Raw genomic sequence first — 17,468 nt, forward strand, 5'->3', positions numbered from 1 at the left:
TTTGATCCGCGCGATGGCGCGGACCGGCGCGCCGACGGTGTTCAGGCGTCGAGCGCGCGACAGTCTTCGGGCAGCCAACCGATTTCGATCTGCTGTCCGGGTTGCAGGCGATCCACGTCCGGCGCGTTCCGGGTCTTGATGATGAACTCATCATTGCCAGCCACGTTGAGCCGTGTGCGGAAGATGTCGCCCATGTAGATGAACTCTTTCACTTCCGCCTTCAGCGTGTGGACGCCTTCTTTCAAGCGGTCCTTGTTGTATTCAACCCGCTCGGGGCGGATCGACACACGGGTGCGCGCGCCGGGTTTCACCGACTCGTGTACCGGCTGGCAATCGATCAATTCGCCATCGTCGAGCTGAACCAGCGCCAGACCATTGTTGATCTCTTTCACCACGCCTTCCAGCGTGTTGTTTTCGCCGATGAACTGCGCGACGAAGCTGTTTTTCGGCTCTTCATAGAGTGTGTCGGGCGGATCGAGCTGCTGAATGCGGCCATCGTCGAACACGGCGACGCGGTCCGACATCGTGAGCGCCTCGGTCTGATCGTGGGTCACGTAGACGGTTGTGATGCCCAGTTCATGCGCCAGATTGGTGATCTCGAACTGCATTTTTTCGCGCAGCTGTTTGTCGAGCGCGCCGAGCGGTTCGTCCATAAGAACCAGTTCGGGTTCAAACACCAATGCGCGTGCCAGGGCGACCCGCTGCTGTTGACCGCCGGAAAGCTGGGCCGGACGACGGCCACCAAAGGCACCCATTTCGACCATGTCGAGCGCGCGCTTCACCTTTGCCTCGCGTTCCGACTTGCCCAGCTTGCGCACTTCGAGCGGGAAGCTGAGGTTCTCGGCAATCGTCATGTGCGGAAACAGGGCGTAGTTCTGGAACACCATTCCGATCCCGCGTTTGTGCGGTGGGATATTGTTGATCGACGTCCCGCCCAAGCGAATGTCGCCATGTGTGGCTGTTTCAAACCCGGCCAGCATCATGAGGCAGGTCGTCTTGCCAGACCCTGACGGGCCAAGCATCGTGAGAAACTCGCCTTTCGGCATGGTGAGATTGAGGTCTTTGACAACGAGTGTCTCGCCATCATAGCTCTTCTGGACACGTTCGAACTCTACGAACGCGTTGGATGTGTCAGCATCGGCCAAAACCGGCTCCCCGTTTTTAACTGGCGGATTTACCCCGCGCTATTACCCAAATGTAACCACACTCGGGTGTTGGTGTGCAACCAATCGGTTAAAAAGAGATGTTAACCCTACGGAAACGACACAAGGCGTCAGAAACGACGCTTTTTTGCCCGAAGCGTCGCCGAGCGCTCGATGCCAATGGGCAACTCCCCCAGAGAATTCACAATAATCCACTGAAAATATTGTATTTCTCAAAGTTCTGAGAGCACCGTCCGAAATTGGCAGGTCGGCGTGTGGGCAAGGATTTTTTGGGCGATAACTGCTGAAATTTCGCCCAGAAATTTGGCAGGCCCGCCGGGCGTTCCGGCGGGCCGCAAAGGTGTTTCTGACGCTGGAAGGCCAGTCTTACTTGTAGAGTCCCTCGGATTTGATGCGCTCGTAAGTCTGGTCCAGCGCGCGCGTGGCGCGTTCGATCAGCGTGTCGATCTCGTCCGGCTGCATGACCAGCGGCGGCGAAATGATCATGCGGTCCCCGACGTGGCGCATCACCAAGTTGTTGGCAAAACAGTTCTCGCGACAGATCAGACCCACAGTGCCCGCATCAGCGGCAAAGGGCGCACGCGCCTCCTTGTTCGGGGTGAGGGCAATCGACCCCATCATGCCCACGATCTTGGCTTCGCCCACAAGCGGATGATCGGTCAGCGATTCCCATTTCTTCTTGAGGTACGGCGCGGCGACGTCACGGACATGGCCGATGATGTTTTCCTCTTCCAGGATACGCAGGTTTTCAAGCGCGACAGCCGCCGCAACGGGATGGCCCGAGTAGGTGTAGCCATGGTTGAACTCGGTCGCGCCCACGACCTCGGCCACTTCGTCGCATACGATCGACCCGCCAATCGGCGCATAGCCCGAGCTGAGCCCCTTGGCGATGGTCATGATGTGCGGCTTCCACCCGACGGTCTGGGAACCGAACCAGTTGCCCGTGCGCCCGAACCCGCAGATCACCTCGTCGGCGATCAGCAGGATGTCGTACTTGTCACAGATACGCTGGATTTCCGGGAAATAGCTCTCGGGCGGGACGATCACACCGCCTGCCCCCTGGATCGGCTCGGCGATAAAGGCCGCGACACGGTCTTCGCCAAGCTCCTCGATGGCTTTTTCAAGCTCTTGCGCACGGGCGAGCCCGAATTCCTCGGGGGACATGTCGCCGCCTTCAGCCCACCAGTTGGGCTGCGGGATGTGGTGAACATCCGGAATCGGCAGGCCGCCCTGCTGATGCATGGGAATCATGCCACCAAGGCTCGCCCCGCCAAGGGTCGAGCCGTGGTAGGCGTTCTGGCGCGAAATGATGATCTTCTTTTCCGGCTTGCCCTTGGCCGACCAGTAGTGGCGCACCATGCGGATATTGGTGTCGTTCGCCTCGGACCCCGACCCGGCATAAAACACGTGGTTCAGATCGCCCGGCGCCAGCTCAGCCAGCTTTGCCGACAGCGCGATCACCGGGGCATGGGTGGTCATGAAGAAGGTGTTGTAATAGGGCAGCTCGCGCATCTGGCGCGCGGCCACGTCGGCGAGTTCGTCGCGCCCGTAGCCGATATTCACGCACCACAGACCCGCCATGGCATCGAGGATCTCGTTGCCCTCGCTGTCGGTCAGGGTCACGCCGCTGGCGCGGGTGATGACACGGGCCCCGCGATCAGCAAGCTCCTGCTGGTTGGAAAAGGGATGCATGTGATGCGCGGCATCCAGCGCCTGGAGTTCTGCGGTGGGCAGATGGTTGGTGATCATGTTCATGGCGAACCTCATAAAGCCGGAATCAGGGCCGCCCGAACAGAGGCGGACCGTTGCGACTCAGAATATGATCAAATTTTTATCTGTCAATCAGTTCGCCATCCAGACCCGAACTTTCCAACGCGGCGCGCATTTGCTCCATCCCCTGAAGCACGTCTTCGCGAATGGCGTCCGCCGTCGCATCGGTATCGCCGGCCCGCAGTGCATCCAGCGCCTTCTTGTGATTGTCCGGCAGGTTCTGGGTGCCCATCCGCCCGCACACCACGCGCATGGAGGGGCCAAACCGCAGCCAGAGACCAACCGCCACCTCGGTCAGGATCGGCGCCGCCGCGACGGAATACAGCTTGTCATGAAAGGCGTAATTGCGCCGCAGGTATGCGCCGACATCGCCCTGAGCAATGGCATCATCCAGCCCGTCATCAATGGCTTCGAGCGCGTTGATATCGGCCTCGGTCGCGCGGGCTGCTGCACGCGCCGCCAGTTGGGGTTCGAGCATCTCGCGCAAAAAGATAAGTTCATCAATGCCTTCAACCGTAGGCATCGGAACACAGACCCGCCGGTTGCCGCGAAACTCGAGCGCGCCTTCGCTCGTCAAACGGCGAATCGCCTCGCGGATCGGCGTCATTCCCGCGCCTGTCCGTTCGATCAGGCCCTGAATTGTCACCGCTTCGCCCGGCGCCAGCTCTCCGAACAGAACGGCCTCGCGCAGTTGCTGGTAGACTTGCTGGTGAACCGGAATACGCTGTGCGTTTTCATCGCCATAGGAGGTTTTTGGCCCCGAAGAAAAACTGCCTTCCATTTGTGCGTCCGTACCTCCTGATCTGATCGCCCGCACATCATATCGGGTGTCAGTTTGCATTACCATATTGCCATATTGCAAAAACTTGATCAAATTAATCCCACAACAGAATGGTCGGTTTCAGGCCGGCCCACCAACGGGAGACCCAAATGAAGAAGACCCTGATCACACTCACGGCCACCGTGGCGCTGGGGGCCATGGCCGCGCATGCGGAAGAAGTTCACGTCTACAACTGGTCGGACTATATCGACGAAGAGCTGCTGACCAAGTTCGAAGAAGAAACCGGCATCAAGCTGATCTATGACGTGTTCGACAGCAACGACGTTCTCGAGACGAAAATGCTGGCGGGCAAGTCAGGATATGACGTGGTGGTTCCCTCGGGCACCTTCCTGCAACGCCAGATCCAGGCGGGCGCGTTCCAGAAGCTCGACAAGTCCAAACTCTCGAACATGGGCAATATGTGGGACGTCATCATGGACCGCACGTCCAAGTATGACCCCGGCAACGAATACTCGATCAACTACATGTGGGGCACCACCGGACTGGGCGTAAATGTCGGCAAGGTTCAGGAAGTGCTGGGCGAAGACGCCCCGATCGGATCGCTGGCCTTGGTCTTTGACCCGGCCAACATGGAAAAGCTGGCGTCCTGCGGCGTGCATTTCCTTGATGCCCCGGACGAAATGATCCCGGCAGCGCTGGCCTATCTGGGCGAAGACCCCAACAGCCACGACAAGGATGTGCTGGCCAAGGCAGAACCGGTGCTGGAAGCCGTCCGCCCTTATATCCAGAAATTCCACAGCTCGGAATACATCAACGCGCTGGCCAATGGCGATATCTGTGTGGCCGTGGGCTGGTCGGGTGACATCCTGCAGGCGCGTGACCGCGCATGGGAGGCCGAAAACGGCGTCGAGATCGCCTATAACGCACCCAGCGAAGGCGCCCTGATGTGGTTTGACCAGATGGCCATCCCGGTGGACGCACCGAACCCGGATGCGGCGCACAAGTTCCTGAACTTCATCATGGATGCCGGCAACATGGCGGCTGCGTCGAACTATGTCTACTATGCCAACGGCAACAAGGCATCGCAGCCGATGCTGGAAGAAGATGTAATCGGCGACCCGGCGATCTATCCGGATGAAGCCACTTTGAACAACCTCTACACCACCACACCTTACCCGCCGAAAACCCAGCGGGTCGTGACCCGGATGTGGACCAAGATCAAATCGGGCACCTGATTTGACGTATCCCGGAAAAGCCCCGCGCAACGGCGTTGCGCGGGGCTTTTTCATGTCGCATCGTGTAATGCGGCACGTTCGAGTTCGAGCCCCTTGGCATATTCGGGGGACCCGTGTTCCATCTTCCACTGGCAATAGGCCGCCATGCGCCAATGGTAGACTGGAGCCAGGGCGCGATACCGGGCGGCGATGTCCGGCGCACCATAGGCCGCCAGGAATGTGTCAATTTCCAACGCGGTCAGGGGGCCACCGCGATAGACCTGTTGCATGGCCGGTGACAGGAAGATCGCGATATCCTCGCACGGGTCGCCAATGGCCGGGCATTGCCAGTCGATCAGGTGCAGCCCGTTGTCGTTGGAAATCAGGTTTCCCGGAACGATATCCCCATGCAGAAGCACGGTGTCCCCGATTGGAGCAATGTCGCAGTCGGGCCGCAGGGAAGCGGGCAAAGGGGTGTGGTTGCAGGCGTCGAGAATCGCCTCGGCCTGTTGCAGAAGGGCACGGCTTCCGTTCGCACAGGCGCGCAACCCAGCCGGAACAGCCAGACCGTGCAGGCGCCGCATCATCCGGGCCACTTCACCCGTTCCCTGTCGCCAGACGGTTCCGGGGATATGGGAATACACATTGCACCGCGCGTCCGGCGTGTTCAGCGTTCCGAGCAACGTGGGGGCCAGTCCGGTCCCCCGGAGATATTCCAGAAGGTTGGCTTCGGCTTCGGGGAGGTTGGGAAACAGCGGGTTTTGCGATCGGTCCCGGTACAGTTTGAGCACGATGTCGCGGTCCTGCATGTGGCCGCGCCACGCCGCGTTCGTACGCCCGCCCGACAGTTTTTCCCACCGAACAGGGGTTTCGCCCGACAGGAGCGCGGGCAATGCGCGGCACAGGTCGGACGGCGGCGATTGGGGAAAACTGGCGGTCATGACGCTCCCGAGTAAAAGCGCCGCGCACGCTAGTCCAGTCCAAACCGGGAGGCAAGCGTCAGCGCGGTTCGCGCAAGGAGACCACATCCGATGACAAGAACTCGACCCCTCCCGAAGCGATCAGAGTCGTGCCGTAGAGACCACCACGCGCCTCGGAAATACGGGTATAGACATCCGCCGGATGGGTTTGCAGGACCTTGCCATTTGATCGGCTTTCAACCTCGAACCGGTAGAGGCCGGGATCAAACGGCTTGCCAGTGTCATCAACACCCTTCCAATGCAGGGGATCGTCGGTCGTGTCGATCGCGTATCTCTGAACCTCGACCCCGTCGGCATCACGTACAATCAGGTGCGCCTCATCCGCCAGGGGTTCAACGTAGGGCACCACCTCGACAGGGTTTCCGGTGAAACTGGCCGGGCCGGTAATGCGCGCCTCCATCCCGATCCAACTGGCCAGGCTGCTCATGCCCATGGCTCCCATTTGCGAGGACATGAGCGTGAGGAGATCATTGGTGAACACCTGCTGCTCAACAGATGAAAACGTCGCCAACTGCACGGCATATTCGCTCGAATCCGTGGGGTTGAGCGGGTCCTGGTTACGCATCTGGACCGACAACATGTGCAGGAAGGTTTCGAAATCCGAACTGAGCGCCGATGCGCCTTGGGCCGATTGGGTCTGTGCCGATTGGGCCGCGGTCGGCGCACCGGACGGCTGAGACGTGGCGACGGGTGAAATGGTCATGAAAGTCTCCTAAAGGCGAATGTCGACGCCCGCTGATGAGAAGGTGAGACGGGTTTCCGAAACGGTCCGCATCTCGGGAGCCTCGCCGGTCGGGGTGTCGTTTGTGTCGGGAGAATCCTGTCCTCGCCCGCCGAAGGCATTCTGTTCGAAGGTGAAGGAAACATCCTTGTACCCCTGCGCCAACAAATCCTGCCGCAGCATGTCCTGATGACGCCGCAGCAAATCGGATGTGGCGTATGCGTCGGCCTGAATGGTCACAGAAATCGACCCGGCGGTTTCCGCCATCGCCATCCTGATCCGACCAAGCTCGGGCGGATCGAGCGTGATTTCTATCAGGTCCCGTCCGGACGAACCAAGCGCCTCGAGTACCTGGCGCACGATCACCTGGGGCGTTGGCGGGGCCACGCTCGGGGCGCGAAACTGGGACTGGGCCACGGTCTCAGGCGTGAGTGCCGACACAGACTGTGCGAGAGGGGGCGGCGCCTCTTCCGATCCGATAGCAATCGCAAGCGAATGCGCCTCAGACGGCCCTGTCGATCGGACAAGGGCTTGGCGCGCGGGGGGCAATTCAGTGCCCGGGGCAACACCTGGCGCTGCTGCTTGTTCCCCTGGAATGGTCGCAGAAATCCCTGTCTGGGGCGTGGCAGAGGGCGGTATGGTCTCATAACGGGTCATTTTTTTCGATGCCCCGTTATCGCCATGCGACGGCATGATCGAGGTCAAAAGCTGCGGCGCGGCGACGGTTTGCAACCCGGCCGGAACATCGCCCCGGCTCTTGGCTGGTCCACTCGGCATGTGTGGCTCTGCGCGAACTTCGATACCGTTGGTCCCTTCTGTCGTAGCGGCGTACTCCACAGGGCGCGGCCTGCCTGCATCCCGTCGCAAGATGCCCTGACCGTCCTGCGCCACCTGATCAAGGCGATGCGCTTTTGTCGTTTGCAGATCTGGCGCCACCTCACCCGGCTCAGGCATCGATATCGGCTCAGTTTCCGCGAACCTGAAATCGACGAGTTGCGAAGGTACACGGGACGGCATGCCCGCTCCTGCCACCGACGTTGCAGATTCGGGGAGAGGAGCCCCCCCCAGACCTGTCCGACCTGTTGCGGTCACGCGGATGGGGGGAGGTGTCTCCTGCGGAGAGTATTCGGCGCCATCAGCGATGTTCTGCTGTGCCACAAATGGCGCGGGTTTCGTTCGACCGTCGGTCGCCGGGCCAATAGCGCCGTCCTCCCTCAAATCGTCTGGGAGCGTCGCGACATCTTTGAACGGCTTGGACGGAACGCCTGCAATGAAACCATCTTCACGGTCATCCGCGGACTCGCCCGCGATTACTTTCTGTGTCGATTCCGGGGTGTGCGATTGCAGCTCGGACGAAGCCTCATCAGTTTCAGAAGACTCCGCAGTGGTCAGGCCTGCTTCTGGATCGGCAGGCAACACTTCCGATGCCATCTCATCAAAGATGGCTATGAATTGACCGGAACCGGGGCCCGGTTCGATCCGGACACAGTCCCCTCTCCCGGTTCCAACACTTGATTGCAGTAATAAGACGGGCGGCGGCTGCATGGACTCTCCGGGATTTCTTCCTCTGGGAACCGCATCATGCCCTTGCTTTCCTTACCAATTCTTTACCGCTTTACAATCTGATCGGGAAAATTCAGATCAATATGGAGTCAATCATGATCACGGCTTTATCACACAGCCCTCCCCCGCACCCGACCGGTGCAATTGAAGGCGCATTGCGGCAGGCCGCACAGGAACTGGAGGTCTCTTTCCTTGCAGAAATGTTGAAATCTGCAGGGTTTGGTAAACCACGGGAAAGCTTTGGCGGCGGCGCTGGTGAAGACCAGTTCGCCTCTTTCCTGCGCAGGGAACACGCGCGCGCAATGGTTCAGGCCGGAGGCATCGGCCTCACCGAATCGTTTTATCAGGCACTGGTGGAGAGAGCAGATGAGCATGTCGGCAGCGCAAAAGATCTTTGAGGCCCTGGATGCGCTTCTGGAAGAAGAGCGCATCGCCCTGATCGAAGGAAACCTTGAAGCACTGCAGCAACTGGTGAAGCGCAAGGAGCTTTTGTTCGACAAGTTGTCCAAGTTGGACGGCAAGCCGGAATCCGAACTGGCCGCGCTGCGGGAAAAAACGTTGCGGAACCAGGCGCTGCTGGACGCGGCGCTTGCCGGTATCAGGTCGGTCGCGGACCGCATCCAGAAACTCGGACGGGTCCGGCAGTCGCTTGATACCTATGATGAAAACGGGCGGCGCCTGTCTGTTTCGACGGTCCGCAGCAAGATCGAGAAAAGGGCCTAGAAACGGATTTGTTTCAAATGCCCGGAAAACGAATTGGCGGGCTTAGCACTCCGTTAGCACATCGAACGACATGGTAGTCCCGCATCCGAAAGGGTGGCACCGATCCCGGCTCGGGGCGGTATTCGTCAGAAAGACGGGTCGTGAGCGTCCTTCGGGGCGCACTCTAGCAACCGGCGCAAAGCGCCGAACACTTCAAGGGAAATGCCATGTCCAGCATTCTGACAAACAACAGTGCAATGGTTGCGCTGCAAACTCTGCAATCGGTCAACAAGAATCTCGCGACCACTCAGTCGCAGATCTCGACCGGCAAACGCGTGGACAGCGCGCGTGACAATTCGGCGATCTGGGCGATCTCCAAGGTCATGGAATCCGACGTCAAGGGCTTCAAGGCGATCTCGGAGAGCCTGTCTCTGGGCCAGTCGACGGTTGCAGTGGCCCGCCAGGCCGCCGAAACTGTGACCGATCTGCTGACCCAGATGAAGGGCAAGATCGTCGCCGCCCAGGAAGACAACGTCGACCGAGCCAAGCTGAACACGGACGTGACTGCGCTCAAGGATCAGATCGCATCGGTGGTCGGCGCGGCCCAGTTCAATGGATTGAATCTGGTGGACGGCTCCACCGCGAGCGCCGACATCCTCGCCTCGCTTGATCGCGACAACGCGGGCAATGTGACCGCCTCGTCGATCACCGTCACGGCACAGGACCTCTCGACCGGCGGTTACAGCGCGAAGGCGGTGTTCGACGCGACCAACACCAATGGGGTGTCGGCCGACGGCCAGGACACGTTCGGTTTTGCGCTGGACGCCAATGGCGGTACCGATGACGTGGGACAGTTCGAAATCGAGTCGCATGCAACGGCCGCCTATACCGCTGGCGACCGCATTTCGATCCGGTTGGGTGATGTCGATGTGAGCTATACGATCAGCCAGGAAGACATTGACGCCACATCGACGGCAGATGTTATCGCCGTGGGGTTGAAAGCGGCCATCGAAGCCTCGGATGCAAATGTCTCGGTGGAGTACAACATCGCCAATACCGGTCGGCTTGCGATCACGAACGAGGACACGACTGATGGTCTGAGCATCTCGGGTCAGTTCCACAACGTCGGATCCGGCGGTCTGGGCGCTCTTGCCGCGATTGATGTCTCGAACTCTGCAGGTGCTAGCGCCGCGCTGGGATCCATTGAAACCCTGATTGGCACGTCGATTGACGCGGCTGCCGCTTTTGGTTCGGCACAAGGCCGGGTGGATACGCAGATGGAATTCGTGTCCAAGCTGACTGACTCGCTGAAATCCGGCATCGGGTCGATGGTCGACGCCAACATGGAAGAGACCTCGGCTCGGCTGCAAGCGCTGCAGGTCCAGCAGCAGCTGGCGACGCAGTCCCTGTCGATTGCCAACCAGGCTCCGCAGTCGATCCTGTCTCTGTTCCGCTAAGGGAACCATGGAGCGCGCCATCGCGCGCTCCATGACACGCTGAACCCGTGTAGCCACAGGAAGGACAGAATGTGACTCCGAATACGCTTGCGCAGCGGGGCTATTCCCGCGCCTCCGCGCCGACAAGAACACCCCGTAAACTTGAATATGACGTGATCGCAAGGATCACCCACCGCCTCAAATCCGCTGCTCAGAAGGGGAAACCCGGATTTGCCGGCCTTGCCGAAGCGGTGCACGAAAACCGGCAACTCTGGACGCTGCTGGCCACTGACGTGGCAGATTCCGATAATGGGCTGCCCGAAACCTTGCGCGCACAGTTGTTTTACCTTGCGGAATTCACCAATCATCACAGTGGTAAAGTGCTTGCTGGGCGCGCCTCGGTACGGCCATTGCTCGAAATCAACACCGCCATCTTGCGCGGCCTTCGCAGTGGGGAGAAAGCGGCATGAGCGGTCTTGTCCTCAAACTCAGCCCGAAAGAGCGGGTTCTGGTGAATGGCGCGGTGATCGAGAACGGTGATCGACGCAGCCGGTTGTCGATCATGACGCCAAACGCCCATATCCTGCGGTTGCGTGACGCCATCCACCCCTATGAAGCAGATACCCCCGTGAAGCGCGCCTGTTATGCGCTGCAACTGGTTCTGTCAGGCGATTCCGATCCCAAGGAGGTCGAGCTCAACCTGCTGCGACGCGTCGAGGAGTTGAGTCAGGTTCTGACGGATATCGACAGCCGTCAGCAACTGACGCTGACCACCACGGCCATTCTTGAGGGGCAACATTATCAGGGCCTGAAAGCCTTGCGGGCACTGCTGCCAAGAGAGGAGCGGCTGCTTGCCGCCGCGCGCAGGTCATGAGTTTTCAGCCGATTGTCGCGGGGAGCGGTTTGGCGGGGTGGGCGTTCCTGAAACGAACACTGCCGATCCAGACCGATACATTCAACAGGTCACCAATGCTTCAGCGCGACACGGCTTATTTTTCTGAAAACATTGGAAAAATAGACACCGCGGAACAATTGGTCGCGGACCGGCGGTTGCTGCGGGTTGCGCTTGGCGCCTTCGGTCTGGATGCAGATATCGACAACCGGTTTTTCATTCAGAAGATCCTGGAGGAAGGCACGCTCAAGAGTGACGCGCTGGCCAACAAGCTTGCCGACTCGCGTTACTCCAAGCTTTCCAAGGCGTTCGGCTTCGGCGATTTCGCGACACCTTCCACCAAGATCTCCGATTTCGGGGAGAAAATCGTCTCGGCCTATCGTGCGCGTCAATTCGAAATCGCGGTTGGAAACCAGGAGGACACGATGCGCCTCGCCATGAACGCGATCCGCGAACTCGAGGAGGTTTCTTCAACAGGACGCAGCGACGATGCCAAGTGGTATTCGGTCATGGGCTCGCCCCCGCTGCGCAAGGTTTTAGAAACCGCGCTTGGTCTTCCAGCCTCCTTCGCGCAGCTCGACCTCGACAAGCAGAAGCAGGAATTCCGGGACCGGTTGAACAGCGCCTTCGGGGACGGTGAGATAAGCCAGTTCACATCGGAAGCCGCAAGGGAAAAACTCGTGGAACGGTATCTGGTCATGTCACAGCTAGACACCGGGCAGAGCATGAATGGCGGGCAGATTGCTCTGACCCTGCTACAGGTCTAGACATCAGGTGCCTTACGGCATTCCCGCCCCGGCACGCCGCAGGATCAGGCCGAGCTTGGCAAAGGAATCTTTCGTGGTCATGTCCCGCTTGTCTCCGAGGAAGGCGTCCAGCTCTGGCCAGGCCCGAATGGCGTTGTCCAGCAATGGATCAGTACCTTCGCTGTAGAGCCCTGCGCGAATCATGGTCGCGGATTGTTCGTAGGCCCCCAGAAGTCTCCGCGCTCCGGAGATCAGATCATTTTCTTTTTCCGTCGCTGCAGCGGGCAGGCTTCTTGAGACAGAGCGCAGAAGATCGATCGCCGGGAAACGTCCGCGTTCGGCAATCTTTCGGTCGAGTACCACATGCCCGTCCAGAACACCCCGGAGAATGTCTGCAATCGGCTCTTCCATATCCGACCCGGCGACCAGAACGCTAAAAACCCCGGTGATATCCCCCTGCCCCATCTGCCCGGGGCCGGCGCGTTCACACAAGGACATGATCAGGTGCGAGGTGGAAGGTGGATACCCCCGCAATGCCGGCATCTCGCCCGCAGCAACGGCAACCTCGCGGTGGGCTTCGGCAAAACGGGTGATCGAGTCCGCCAAAAAAAGAACGTGTCGCCCCTGATCTCGAAAATGTTCCGCCACCGCCATGGCCGCCCAGGCACAGCGCCGCCGCACAAGCGGAGACTGATCCGAGGTCGCGGCGATCACGACGGAATGGGCCAGCCCCTCTTTGCCAAGGACATTTTCGACAAAATCGCGCAATTCGCGCCCGCGTTCACCAATCAGGGCGATCACTACGACGTCAGCCTGCATCTGTTGTGCAAACCGCCCCATCAGGCTGGATTTTCCAACCCCCGAACCGGCAAAAAGCCCTAGCCGTTGTCCCTGCACGATGGGAAGAAGCGTGTTGAACACCGCCATTCCGGTTTCAAGTCGCCTGCCCATGGCCCGCCGCGCCGCCGGCGGTGGCGGGCTGGCCTTGAGCGGTCGGGGATCCGGCCCGCGCAAGAGAGGCGCACCATCCAGAGGCACGCCATAAGGATCTACAATGCGCCCGATCCACGCGTCAGTTGGCGCGATTCCGGTTTGGTGGCGCAAAGCGACCCGATCCCCGATCGAAACCCCGTCCGGTGCGGCATTGGGCAGTACGGTCAATTCTTCCCCGTGAAGCTGGATGACTTCACCGGTGAGCAGAGTGCCATCCCGCAGCCAGACACGCAGAACATCTCCGATGCTGCACGTCGCGCCAAGGCCACGAACGCGCAACAAGTTGCCTTCGACCGCACAAACCCGACCGATCTCCCGCACTGGGCGCGCAAAACGAAGCTCTGCCCCGAGCGAGGCGATATCCAAAGCAGTCATGCGGTCCTCCAATTCGTTCCTGAAAACAATTTCTAAAGGAATCAGGGTTAAGCCTTGATTTAAGCTGTTCGAGGGAGAAGCCCCGATGTTCAAATCGCTTGAGGTTTTCAAGATCTCACATGCCATGGCGTCACATGCCGCCAGGCAGCAGGCCGTCGTGGCCCGCAATATCGCCAATGCCGACACGCCCGGGTTTTCCGCGCGCACCTTGCCCGAATTCGAGGACATCGTCGGGCACCATCGATCCACTACTGCCCGCATGCACACCACGCGGCCCGGGCATTTCGGCAGCACGCTGGAACCAGCCGCCATACGCCCGGAGGATGCGAAAGGGCATACCTCTCCGAATGGCAACGGTGTTTCCCTAGAAGAAGAGATGATCAAGGCCGTGAACGTCAAACGGCAGCATGACCGCGCGCTGGCGATCTACAAGTCGTCACTGAAGGTCCTACGCACGTCGCTTGGCCGCCAGTGATCCGAACCAGAAAGGTTGACCCATGAGTGATTTTTCATCCGCACTCTCTGTGACCAGCAGCGGGCTCCGCGCCCAGGCCGCGCGCTTGCGGCACGTTTCAGAAAATATCGCAAATGCCGACACGCCGGGCTACCGTCGCAAGACCGTGGCCTTCGAAACCAACCCGAACGCGCCCGGTGTCAGCGTCGGGCGGGTTCAGCTGGATCAGAAAGATCCCAAGCGCATCTTTGATCCCACACACCCGATGGCCGACGAAAGCGGCCATTACCAGGGGTCCAACGTGGACCTGATCCTGGAGATTGCCGACGCCCGAGAGGCGCAGCGCAGCTATGAAGCCAACCTGAAAATGTTCGATCAGACGCGGCAGATGTCCGCCTCTCTGATGGATCTTTTGCGCAGATAAAGGAGAACCAGAATGGATATCCGATCCGTCACGGCCGCCCAGAAATACACGGCCTCCAAACCCGCCACGGAACCGCGCCCCGCAGAAAGCTCGGGGACGCTTGCAAGCCTGGGGAAAGACTTTGCCGCGACGCTGCGGGAAGGCGAGCAGGTTGCCATGCAATCCATGACAGGGGACGCTGATCCGCACGCCCTCGTCCAGGCGCTGGCGCAGACCGAACTGGCCGTCGAAACGGCGGTAACAGTTCGCAACAAGGTTGTCGAAGCCTACCAGGAAATCCTGCGAATGCCGGTCTGATGCTGGACGAAGCCCTTTTCTTTGACACCCTGCGGCAGGGGCTGTGGATCGCGGTGATCATCTCGGTCCCCATCCTCGCCGTGGCGCTTCTGGCCGGTGTGACGGTCGGCCTGTTTCAGGCGCTGACGTCGATCCAGGAAATGACCCTCACCTTCGTGCCCAAGCTGCTGGCCATCGTGATCGTGTTCTGGGCGTCGATGGGGTTCATGAGCCAGACCCTCGTCTCATTCTTTCAGGATCACCTGATCCCCCTGATCATAGGAGGCTGACAATGGACAATGCCGTTTATACCACGCTAACACGCCAGGCCGGGCTGACACGCGAGATGTCCGTTCTGGCCAACAACATCGCCAATGCGTCCACAACTGGGTTTCGTCAGGCTGGCGTGACGTTCACCGAATACATCAAGACCGCGCCAAACAGCGAAAGCCTGTCGATGGGGGTCGCCAACCTGCCCAGCATGTCGATGGCACAGGGCACATTGACCCGCACCGGCGGCACGTTTGATTTCGCAATCGAAGGTGACGGGTTCTTCATGGTGGAAACGCCTGAAGGAGAACGGCTCACGCGGGCCGGGAGTTTCGCCGCAAATGGTGATGGGGATCTCGTGACGCCGGATGGCTTCAAGGTACTGGATTCCGGCGGCACCCCAATTTTCATCCCACCCGATGCCAAGGGAATTGACATGGCCTCTGACGGCACCCTGTCGGTCGGAGGTCAGCCAATCGCCCAGATCGGGGTATTTTCGCCTGTTGACCCGCTTTCACTCAAGCGCGTGGGCGGCGTGATGTTTGACGCCTCTGGGGACGTCGAGCCCGTTGAAACCAGCCGTGTCGTGCAGGGTTTTCTGGAAAGTTCGAACGTGGACACCATTGGTCAGCTGTCCCGCATGATCGAAGTGCAGCGCGCCTATGAAATGGGTCAGAGCTTTCTTGACGCAGAGAACGAACGCATCCGCTCGGCTCTCAAAACTTTCATCCGCTAACATCAAGGAGACCGCCGATGCGTGCCCTGAAAATCGCTGCCACCGGCATGAGCGCCCAACAATTGCGGGTCGAAACCATCTCGAACAACCTCGCCAACATGTCCACCACCGGATACAACGCGCGGCGCGCGGAATTCGCCGACCTGCACTATCAACAAGTGTCACGGGCAGGTGCGATCAGCGCGTCGGACGGTTCGGTTTTGCCAACCGGGGTGCAGGTTGGCCTGGGGGTCCGCCCCTCGGCCATCAATGTCCATCTTTCCCAAGGGTCGCTGTCGCAAACGGGTGGCGATCTTGATCTTGCGATCGAGGGGCGAGGGTATCTTGAGGTCGAGCTGCCATCCGGACAGTCGGGCTATACACGTGACGGCGCGCTCAAACGTAGCGCTGACGGGCTGATCGTCACGTCCGATGGTTTTGGGGTTTCCCCTGAAATCACCATCCCCGCCGACGCGCGCAGCATCTCGATCAATCCCGACGGAGAGGTCTATGCCTATTTTGATGAAACCGCCGAGGCACAGCTTCTTGGGCAATTCACCCTGACCAGTTTCGCCAATGCCAAGGGACTCGAGGCGATTGGAAGCAACATGTTTCTTGAAACCGAAGCCTCTGGTGCGCCAATTCTGGGCAACCCGGGCGAGGATGGACTCGGCGTCTTGCGCCAAGGATATCTTGAGGACAGCTCGGTCGACGCTGTGCGCGAAGTTACCGAGTTGATCGAAGCCCAGCGTGGATACGAACTCAACGCCAAGGTCATTTCCGCCGCCGATCAGATGATGGCCGCCACAACTCAGGTACGGTGATGCGTTTTCTCTGCATGACACTGGCGTTGCTGGTGGCTCAAGTGGCGCAAGCGGAGATGGTTGTGGCCACGCAAACCATCCGCGCCACGTCGATCATCCCGGCCAACGCAGTTGCCCTCAGGGATGGAACAACACCGGGCGTGCACTCAAACCTTTCCGAAGTCATTGGCTTCGAAGCCCGCACGACAATCTATGCCGGGCGCCCTGTGCGTCTGGCGGATGTGGGAACACCCGCCCTGATCGAACGCAACCAGATCGTTGTGGTGACCTTCGTCACCCACGGCCTGACCATCCGGACCGAAGGGCGTTCGCTTACACGTGCAGGTGAGGGCGAACGCGCCCGCGTCATGAACCTCTCCTCCCGAAATACCGTGAGCGGCACAGTGATGCCCGATGGCTCGGTAAGCGTTTCGAATTGAAAGGAAACTTCATGAAACCCCAGATTTACCTGACGCTTGCGGCCAGCTTGACGCTTGCCGCGTGTGCCCGCCTTGATCATGTCGGCAAGGCTCCGAGTTTCACACCGACAGTCAACAACCATGAACACTATGCGATGATGAACCCGCCGCTTCCGCCAACGCTCTTGCAGAAGCGGCGTACCGAAGAAGCGTCACTTTGGAGCCGGAACCGGCAATCCCTGCTCGGAGACCGTCGCGCCATGCGCCGCGGGGACATCATGACCGTCGTTATCGAGATCGACGAAGAAGCCAAGATCAACAACGAGACTTCGCGCAGCCGAAGCGGGTCGGAAAACCTTGGTGTCCCGCACCTGCTGGGATTGCCTCAAAGGTTGACACCCGAGCTTCCGACCGGCGCCTCAACCAACCCCGCCGTTTCGCTGGATTCCACCAGCAGCAGCACGGGCGACGGGTCCGTGCGCCGGAGCGAGGAGCTCACTTTACGGGTCGCGGCCACGGTGGTGGATGTTCTGCCTAACGGGATCCTGGCTATTGAGGGCAGTCAGGAGTTGCGAGTGAATTTCGAATTGCGGGAACTGTTGGTTTCGGGGTTCGTGCGGCCCGAGGATATCTCGAGACAGAACGAGATCACCTATGACAAGATCGCCTCGGCGCGCGTGTCCTATGGCGGAAGAGGTCAGATCACGGACGTGCAACAACCGCGGTACGGCCAGCAGATTCTTGACGTGATCATGCCGTTCTGAGGAGGTG

At 59.9% G+C, this 17,468-nt stretch carries 22 protein-coding genes; 15 read left to right on the top strand and 7 right to left on the bottom strand.

Going from position 1 to position 17,468, the window contains the following annotated elements; genetic code table 11:
- Window positions 1–41 precede the first annotated feature (41 nt).
- The 3 genes from ACS3QZ_RS13940 to ACS3QZ_RS13950 all read right to left on the bottom strand — a co-directional run bounded on the left by ACS3QZ_RS13940 (window position 42) and on the right by ACS3QZ_RS13950 (window position 3,714).
- Complete coding sequence (locus tag ACS3QZ_RS13940) at window positions 42–1,145, bottom strand: ABC transporter ATP-binding protein (RefSeq protein ID WP_093092039.1); 1,104 nt, start codon at window positions 1,143–1,145, stop codon at window positions 42–44.
- A gap of 384 nt (window positions 1,146–1,529) precedes the next feature.
- Window positions 1,530–2,918, bottom strand: coding sequence for an aspartate aminotransferase family protein (locus ACS3QZ_RS13945; protein WP_456038382.1), 1,389 nt, complete (start codon window positions 2,916–2,918; stop codon window positions 1,530–1,532).
- Window positions 2,919–2,994: 76 nt separating this feature from the next.
- Window positions 2,995–3,714 (bottom strand): GntR family transcriptional regulator, encoded by a 720-nt coding sequence (locus ACS3QZ_RS13950; protein ID WP_456038383.1) that lies wholly within the window; start codon window positions 3,712–3,714, stop codon window positions 2,995–2,997.
- 149 nt (window positions 3,715–3,863) lie between these two features.
- Here ACS3QZ_RS13950 and ACS3QZ_RS13955 point away from each other — a divergent pair, with 149 nt between their 5' ends.
- On the top strand, window positions 3,864–4,949 hold the full coding sequence (locus tag ACS3QZ_RS13955) for a polyamine ABC transporter substrate-binding protein (RefSeq protein WP_456038384.1): 1,086 nt from the start codon (window positions 3,864–3,866) through the stop codon (window positions 4,947–4,949).
- Between the two features lie 50 nt (window positions 4,950–4,999).
- On the opposite strand, the gene ACS3QZ_RS13960 is transcribed toward ACS3QZ_RS13955, so the two are convergent.
- Genes ACS3QZ_RS13960 through ACS3QZ_RS13970 form a run of 3 tightly spaced genes read right to left on the bottom strand, consistent with a single transcriptional unit; the run spans window position 5,000 to window position 7,646 of the window.
- Window positions 5,000–5,869 (bottom strand): phosphotransferase, encoded by an 870-nt coding sequence (locus ACS3QZ_RS13960; protein WP_456038385.1) that lies wholly within the window; start codon window positions 5,867–5,869, stop codon window positions 5,000–5,002.
- A 58-nt stretch (window positions 5,870–5,927) separates the two neighbouring features.
- Entirely contained in the window at window positions 5,928–6,611 is a 684-nt protein-coding gene (locus ACS3QZ_RS13965; RefSeq protein WP_456038386.1) for a flagellar hook capping FlgD N-terminal domain-containing protein, read from the bottom strand.
- Window positions 6,612–6,620: 9 nt separating this feature from the next.
- Window positions 6,621–7,646: a flagellar hook-length control protein FliK gene (locus tag ACS3QZ_RS13970; protein WP_456038387.1), complete on the bottom strand. Its 1,026-nt coding sequence runs from the start codon at window positions 7,644–7,646 to the stop codon at window positions 6,621–6,623.
- Window positions 7,647–8,140: 494 nt separating this feature from the next.
- On the opposite strand from ACS3QZ_RS13970, the gene ACS3QZ_RS13975 reads away from it, so the two are divergent.
- The 6 genes from ACS3QZ_RS13975 (at window position 8,141) to ACS3QZ_RS14000 (ending at window position 11,989) form a co-directional block, all read left to right on the top strand.
- Window positions 8,141–8,590 carry a rod-binding protein gene (locus ACS3QZ_RS13975; RefSeq protein ID WP_456038388.1) on the top strand — a complete coding sequence of 150 codons (450 nt, stop codon included), beginning with the start codon at window positions 8,141–8,143 and terminating at the stop codon, window positions 8,588–8,590.
- Window positions 8,559–8,915, top strand: a complete 357-nt coding sequence (flgN, locus tag ACS3QZ_RS13980; protein ID WP_456038389.1) for a flagellar export chaperone FlgN — start codon at window positions 8,559–8,561, stop codon at window positions 8,913–8,915. Before ACS3QZ_RS13975 ends, flgN begins: the two co-directional genes overlap by 32 nt.
- 206 nt (window positions 8,916–9,121) lie before the next feature.
- Entirely contained in the window at window positions 9,122–10,351 is a 1,230-nt protein-coding gene (locus tag ACS3QZ_RS13985; RefSeq protein ID WP_456038390.1) for a flagellin N-terminal helical domain-containing protein, read from the top strand.
- A gap of 71 nt (window positions 10,352–10,422) precedes the next feature.
- A complete protein-coding gene (gene flaF / locus ACS3QZ_RS13990; protein WP_456038391.1) occupies window positions 10,423–10,800 on the top strand; it encodes a flagellar biosynthesis regulator FlaF in 378 nt (125 codons plus the stop codon).
- A complete protein-coding gene (flbT, locus tag ACS3QZ_RS13995) occupies window positions 10,797–11,204 on the top strand; it encodes a flagellar biosynthesis repressor FlbT (RefSeq protein ID WP_456038392.1) in 408 nt (135 codons plus the stop codon). Before flaF ends, flbT begins: the two co-directional genes overlap by 4 nt.
- Window positions 11,201–11,989 carry a DUF1217 domain-containing protein gene (locus tag ACS3QZ_RS14000; RefSeq protein WP_456038393.1) on the top strand — a complete coding sequence of 263 codons (789 nt, stop codon included), beginning with the start codon at window positions 11,201–11,203 and terminating at the stop codon, window positions 11,987–11,989. The genes flbT and ACS3QZ_RS14000 overlap by 4 nt, the downstream gene beginning before the upstream one ends.
- A 12-nt stretch (window positions 11,990–12,001) precedes the next feature.
- Here the strand turns inward: ACS3QZ_RS14000 and ACS3QZ_RS14005 are convergent, their stop codons facing one another.
- A complete protein-coding gene (locus ACS3QZ_RS14005) occupies window positions 12,002–13,336 on the bottom strand; it encodes a FliI/YscN family ATPase (RefSeq protein WP_456038394.1) in 1,335 nt (444 codons plus the stop codon).
- 85 nt (window positions 13,337–13,421) lie between these two features.
- Between ACS3QZ_RS14005 and ACS3QZ_RS14010 the strand changes: the two genes are divergently transcribed.
- The 8 genes from ACS3QZ_RS14010 to flgH are packed head-to-tail and all read left to right on the top strand — an operon-like array spanning window position 13,422 to window position 17,461.
- Window positions 13,422–13,811, top strand: coding sequence for a FlgB family protein (locus ACS3QZ_RS14010; RefSeq protein ID WP_456038395.1), 390 nt, complete (start codon window positions 13,422–13,424; stop codon window positions 13,809–13,811).
- Window positions 13,812–13,833: 22 nt separating this feature from the next.
- Window positions 13,834–14,214: a flagellar basal body rod protein FlgC gene (gene flgC, locus ACS3QZ_RS14015; protein ID WP_456038396.1), complete on the top strand. Its 381-nt coding sequence runs from the start codon at window positions 13,834–13,836 to the stop codon at window positions 14,212–14,214.
- Between the two features lie 12 nt (window positions 14,215–14,226).
- Window positions 14,227–14,511: a flagellar hook-basal body complex protein FliE gene (fliE, locus tag ACS3QZ_RS14020; RefSeq protein WP_456038397.1), complete on the top strand. Its 285-nt coding sequence runs from the start codon at window positions 14,227–14,229 to the stop codon at window positions 14,509–14,511.
- Window positions 14,511–14,780 (top strand): flagellar biosynthetic protein FliQ, encoded by a 270-nt coding sequence (locus tag ACS3QZ_RS14025; RefSeq protein WP_456038398.1) that lies wholly within the window; start codon window positions 14,511–14,513, stop codon window positions 14,778–14,780. Before fliE ends, ACS3QZ_RS14025 begins: the two co-directional genes overlap by 1 nt.
- A 2-nt stretch (window positions 14,781–14,782) precedes the next feature.
- Window positions 14,783–15,496, top strand: a complete 714-nt coding sequence (locus ACS3QZ_RS14030) for a flagellar hook-basal body complex protein (RefSeq protein WP_456038399.1) — start codon at window positions 14,783–14,785, stop codon at window positions 15,494–15,496.
- A gap of 17 nt (window positions 15,497–15,513) precedes the next feature.
- Window positions 15,514–16,299 carry a flagellar basal-body rod protein FlgG gene (gene flgG, locus ACS3QZ_RS14035; protein WP_456038400.1) on the top strand — a complete coding sequence of 262 codons (786 nt, stop codon included), beginning with the start codon at window positions 15,514–15,516 and terminating at the stop codon, window positions 16,297–16,299.
- On the top strand, window positions 16,299–16,718 hold the full coding sequence (gene flgA, locus ACS3QZ_RS14040) for a flagellar basal body P-ring formation chaperone FlgA (protein WP_456038401.1): 420 nt from the start codon (window positions 16,299–16,301) through the stop codon (window positions 16,716–16,718). The genes flgG and flgA overlap by 1 nt, the downstream gene beginning before the upstream one ends.
- 11 nt (window positions 16,719–16,729) lie before the next feature.
- Window positions 16,730–17,461: a flagellar basal body L-ring protein FlgH gene (gene flgH, locus ACS3QZ_RS14045; RefSeq protein ID WP_456038402.1), complete on the top strand. Its 732-nt coding sequence runs from the start codon at window positions 16,730–16,732 to the stop codon at window positions 17,459–17,461.
- Window positions 17,462–17,468 lie beyond the last annotated feature (7 nt).

Source organism: Shimia sp. W99 (assembly GCF_053851455.3).

What these genes read in the sequence shown, in the direction of transcription:
- ACS3QZ_RS13965 (WP_456038386.1), bottom strand. Translation starts at nt 6,611, where the DNA reads ATGACCATTTCACCCGTCGCCACGTCTCAGCCGTCCGGTGCGCCGACC.
- flgN (WP_456038389.1), top strand. Translation starts at nt 8,559, where the DNA reads ATGAGCATGTCGGCAGCGCAAAAGATCTTTGAGGCCCTGGATGCGCTT.
- flgC (WP_456038396.1), top strand. Translation starts at nt 13,834, where the DNA reads ATGAGTGATTTTTCATCCGCACTCTCTGTGACCAGCAGCGGGCTCCGC.
- ACS3QZ_RS14025 (WP_456038398.1), top strand. Translation starts at nt 14,511, where the DNA reads ATGCTGGACGAAGCCCTTTTCTTTGACACCCTGCGGCAGGGGCTGTGG.
- fliE (WP_456038397.1), top strand. Translation starts at nt 14,227, where the DNA reads ATGGATATCCGATCCGTCACGGCCGCCCAGAAATACACGGCCTCCAAA.
- flgA (WP_456038401.1), top strand. Translation starts at nt 16,299, where the DNA reads ATGCGTTTTCTCTGCATGACACTGGCGTTGCTGGTGGCTCAAGTGGCG.
- ACS3QZ_RS13960 (WP_456038385.1), bottom strand. Translation starts at nt 5,869, where the DNA reads ATGACCGCCAGTTTTCCCCAATCGCCGCCGTCCGACCTGTGCCGCGCA.
- flgG (WP_456038400.1), top strand. Translation starts at nt 15,514, where the DNA reads ATGCGTGCCCTGAAAATCGCTGCCACCGGCATGAGCGCCCAACAATTG.
- flbT (WP_456038392.1), top strand. Translation starts at nt 10,797, where the DNA reads ATGAGCGGTCTTGTCCTCAAACTCAGCCCGAAAGAGCGGGTTCTGGTG.
- ACS3QZ_RS14000 (WP_456038393.1), top strand. Translation starts at nt 11,201, where the DNA reads ATGAGTTTTCAGCCGATTGTCGCGGGGAGCGGTTTGGCGGGGTGGGCG.
- ACS3QZ_RS14005 (WP_456038394.1), bottom strand. Translation starts at nt 13,336, where the DNA reads ATGACTGCTTTGGATATCGCCTCGCTCGGGGCAGAGCTTCGTTTTGCG.
- ACS3QZ_RS13970 (WP_456038387.1), bottom strand. Translation starts at nt 7,646, where the DNA reads ATGCCGTCCCGTGTACCTTCGCAACTCGTCGATTTCAGGTTCGCGGAA.
- flgH (WP_456038402.1), top strand. Translation starts at nt 16,730, where the DNA reads ATGAAACCCCAGATTTACCTGACGCTTGCGGCCAGCTTGACGCTTGCC.
- ACS3QZ_RS13945 (WP_456038382.1), bottom strand. Translation starts at nt 2,918, where the DNA reads ATGAACATGATCACCAACCATCTGCCCACCGCAGAACTCCAGGCGCTG.
- ACS3QZ_RS13950 (WP_456038383.1), bottom strand. Translation starts at nt 3,714, where the DNA reads ATGGAAGGCAGTTTTTCTTCGGGGCCAAAAACCTCCTATGGCGATGAA.
- ACS3QZ_RS14030 (WP_456038399.1), top strand. Translation starts at nt 14,783, where the DNA reads ATGGACAATGCCGTTTATACCACGCTAACACGCCAGGCCGGGCTGACA.
- ACS3QZ_RS13985 (WP_456038390.1), top strand. Translation starts at nt 9,122, where the DNA reads ATGTCCAGCATTCTGACAAACAACAGTGCAATGGTTGCGCTGCAAACT.
- ACS3QZ_RS14010 (WP_456038395.1), top strand. Translation starts at nt 13,422, where the DNA reads ATGTTCAAATCGCTTGAGGTTTTCAAGATCTCACATGCCATGGCGTCA.
- ACS3QZ_RS13955 (WP_456038384.1), top strand. Translation starts at nt 3,864, where the DNA reads ATGAAGAAGACCCTGATCACACTCACGGCCACCGTGGCGCTGGGGGCC.